Origin of the sequence: Chitinimonas sp. (assembly GCF_041904975.1) — a bacterium.
GTDB lineage: Bacteria > Pseudomonadota > Gammaproteobacteria > Burkholderiales > Chitinimonadaceae > Chitinimonas.
The window spans coordinates 1-3063 of record NZ_JAYRLZ010000389.1 but is presented as its reverse complement, the minus strand read 5'-3'; the positions used below and the strand labels follow the sequence as shown (position 1 = coordinate 3063).

Sequence of the window (3063 nt, the reverse complement as noted above, 5' to 3'; positions counted from 1 at the left end):
CACGCTGCTGACGCTGTATTGCTCGGCATTGCTCGACTGATAGCGCCAACCAAGGTTCGGCGTGCGCCAGGAGGTGGTAGTGACCGTCACCTTGCTGGCCAGCACAAAGGCCGACAGAAAACCAAGGCCGAACATGCCGATCAACTCATCACTGCCGCTGGTTTCGCGCAAGCGGCGGGTGCCGCTGCGGCCCACGGTGGCCAGATAGTTGTGCACCTCGTCCTCGGTCAGCCCGGCGCCGCTATCCACCACCCGAACTACGCCATTGACAGGGTCGCCATAGACGCGGATTACCGGTACAAAATCTGCACCTTGTTCGATACGGCGCCGCACGATCGAGTCATGGGCGTTCTGCACCAGCTCACGCAAGGCTACTACCGGGGTGGAATACAGATGCTTGCCCAGCACGGTCATCAGACCGCCCAGATCGACGCCGGCGGTATGCAGGCTGGTGATGGAATCGCTTGTTGTCATGATCGGCGCAGCTATTGGCACAAGGCGGCAACCATAGCACGAGCACTATGCCGCCGACATGGGCAAAACTGCGCTTGCTGGGGCGTCAAAAAATCCGAACCCTAAAACCTATGGACACAGAACGCACTGAGACCACAGAGCACACAGAGAAAACCGGCCTCGATTTGGCTTTTCTCTGTGCGCTCTATGTTCTCCCGGCGCTCTGTGTCTACAGGTTTTGCCTTTGTTTGCTGTTCATAGCTTTGCTGGCGTATCAACCAAACACCACATGCCACAGGTTACGTACCGCCTCGCAGTGTGGTTCCAGGCTGGCCAGGGCTTCGGCGGACGGTGGTGTGCCGTTGAGTCGCTGTTTGTGCTGCAGATCGCGCAGCTGGCGGTAGGCTTCCTTGGCGTCCAGTGCCAGGGCGGCGGGGATCAGGCCGGCTTCGGCGGCGGCTTTCAACAGTGCGATATTGCCGCTATTGGCCAGCAGGGCAGGGTGTTGGTGGCTGTGGGCCAGGACCAGATACTGGACGATGAACTCCACATCGACCAGGCCGCCGCGACAGTGTTTGACATCGTCGCTGCGTGCCGGATGGGTTGCCAGCATCTTGTCGCGCATGCTGGCGACTTCTTCGGCCAGCGTGCTGCGATCGCGCCGCTGCGACAGGATGGCGCAGCGAATCGTCTCGAATCGCGTGCCGATGCCTCGGTCGCCGCCCACAAAGCGGGCGCGGGTCAGGGCCTGGTGTTCCCACACCCAGGCGCTTTCCTGCTGGTAGCGCTCAAAGCCGGCCAGGCTCGATACCAGCAGGCCCTTGCCACCATCGGGGCGCAGGCGCAGGTCGATATCGTACAGCGCACCGGCGGCGGTCATGGCGCTAAGCCAGTTCACCAGGCGGCGGGCGAGCTTGCCATATAGGTCAGGCGCGTCGGGATGATCGTCGTCGTACAGGAAGATGATGTCGAGATCAGACCCATAGCCGAGCTCCTTGCCACCGAGCTTGCCATAGCCGAACAGGGCAAACGCTGGCTGCTCGCGATGGCGGCCGGGCAGCTCGGCCCATACCCGCTCCAGCGAGACTTGCAGCACCAGGTCGGCCAGGTCGGACAGATGGTCCGACAGGGTGGTCAGTGGCCACTGCCCGGCCAGGTCTTGCGCGCACAGGCGGAACAATTGCTGGTGCTGGAAATGGCGCAGCAGGTCCATTTCCACTTCCGCGTCGCCGGCATGGCCGGCCAGATCGGCGTGCAGCTGTTCAGCCAGGCGCGGCCAGTCGGGGGCGGTGTAGAGCAGGCGGGCGTCGAGCAATTCATCGAGCAAGATCGGATGCTGGCGCAGATAGTCCGCCACCCAGGGGCTGGCGCTGTGCAGCTGGGCCAGCCGGTTCAGGGTTTGCGGATGCTCGGCCAGCAAGGCCAGATAAGACTCGCGGCGGGCAATGGTGTCGAGAAAGCGTAGCACGCGGCCCAGGGTGGCGTCGGGGTTGGGCTGGCGGCTGCACACTTCCACCATCGGCGGAATCAGCGAATCGAGGCGGCGCCGGCTTTTGTCGGCCAGAGTCTGGTAGCGGCTGCTCTGGGCAATGCTGGCGAGCAGGCGCTCCATTTCGCTGGCCTCGGCATAGCCTAGCGCTGCCAGCCGGGCGGCGGCACCTTGACCATCGGCGATACCCAGCCACACCCCGGCCAGCGGATGCACCGCGTCGCCCTCGGCCTGCGGCAAGGCAAATCGCAGCTCGAAATGGCGCGAAACATTGCCGCGATGGCTATCCAAAACCGCCATAAACTGCGGCCAGTCGGCAAAGCCCATGCTGGTGGCGACCAGGGCGCGGTCGGCGTCATTGCCGGGCAGCATCTGAGTTTGCGCATCATCGAGGTATTGCAGGCGGTGCTCCAGATTGCGCAGGAACACATAGGCTGTGGTCAGGTCGTTCACCACGTCGGTTTCCAACAGGCTGAGCTGCACCAGCTCCCGCAGCACCTCGCAGGTCGGCCGGATGCGCAGGGCGGGGCGCCGGCCGCCGCGGATCAGCTGGAATACCTGGGCAATGAATTCGATTTCGCGGATACCGCCCGGGCCGAGCTTGATATTGTCGGCAAAGTCGCGGCGGACCACCTCGCGCTGGATCTGGCCATGCAGATCGCGCATCGAGGCATAGGCGCCATAGTCGAGGTATTTGCGGTAGACAAACGGAGTTACTAGCTGCATCAGGCCCTCGGCATCGCCGCCGATTGGCGCGGCGCCGGGGTCGGTTGCCTGCCAGGCCGGCCGGCCGGTAATGGCGCGGCCCTTGATCCAGGCATAGCGCTCCCATTCGCGCCCCTGGGTGAGCAGATAGTTTTCCAGTGCGCCAAACGAGCACACCAGCGGCCCGCTGTCGCCATAGGGGCGCAGGCGCATGTCCACCCGGAACACGAAGCCGTCTTCGCTTACATCGTGCAGCAGGGCGATCAGCCGCTTGCCGGCGCGGGCAAACCATTCATGGTTGCTGATGCGGCGCGCGCCATCGGTTTCGCCATCTTCCGGGTAGACAAAGATCAGGTCGATATCGCTCGATACATTCAATTCACGGCCACCCAGCTTGCCCATGCCGACCACGATCA

General features: G+C 63.5%; 2 protein-coding genes. Both read right to left on the bottom strand.

Annotated features, from left to right (window positions below):
* Positions 1 to 474, bottom strand: a 474-nt coding sequence (locus tag ACE3OH_RS21250) for an ATP-binding protein (RefSeq protein WP_374357943.1), incomplete at its 3' end; no start/stop codon positions are given.
* Between the two features lie 253 nt (positions 475 to 727).
* A partial coding sequence (gene glnE, locus ACE3OH_RS21245) for a bifunctional [glutamate--ammonia ligase]-adenylyl-L-tyrosine phosphorylase/[glutamate--ammonia-ligase] adenylyltransferase (RefSeq protein WP_374357940.1) occupies positions 728 to 3063 on the bottom strand: 2336 nt, incomplete at its 5' end.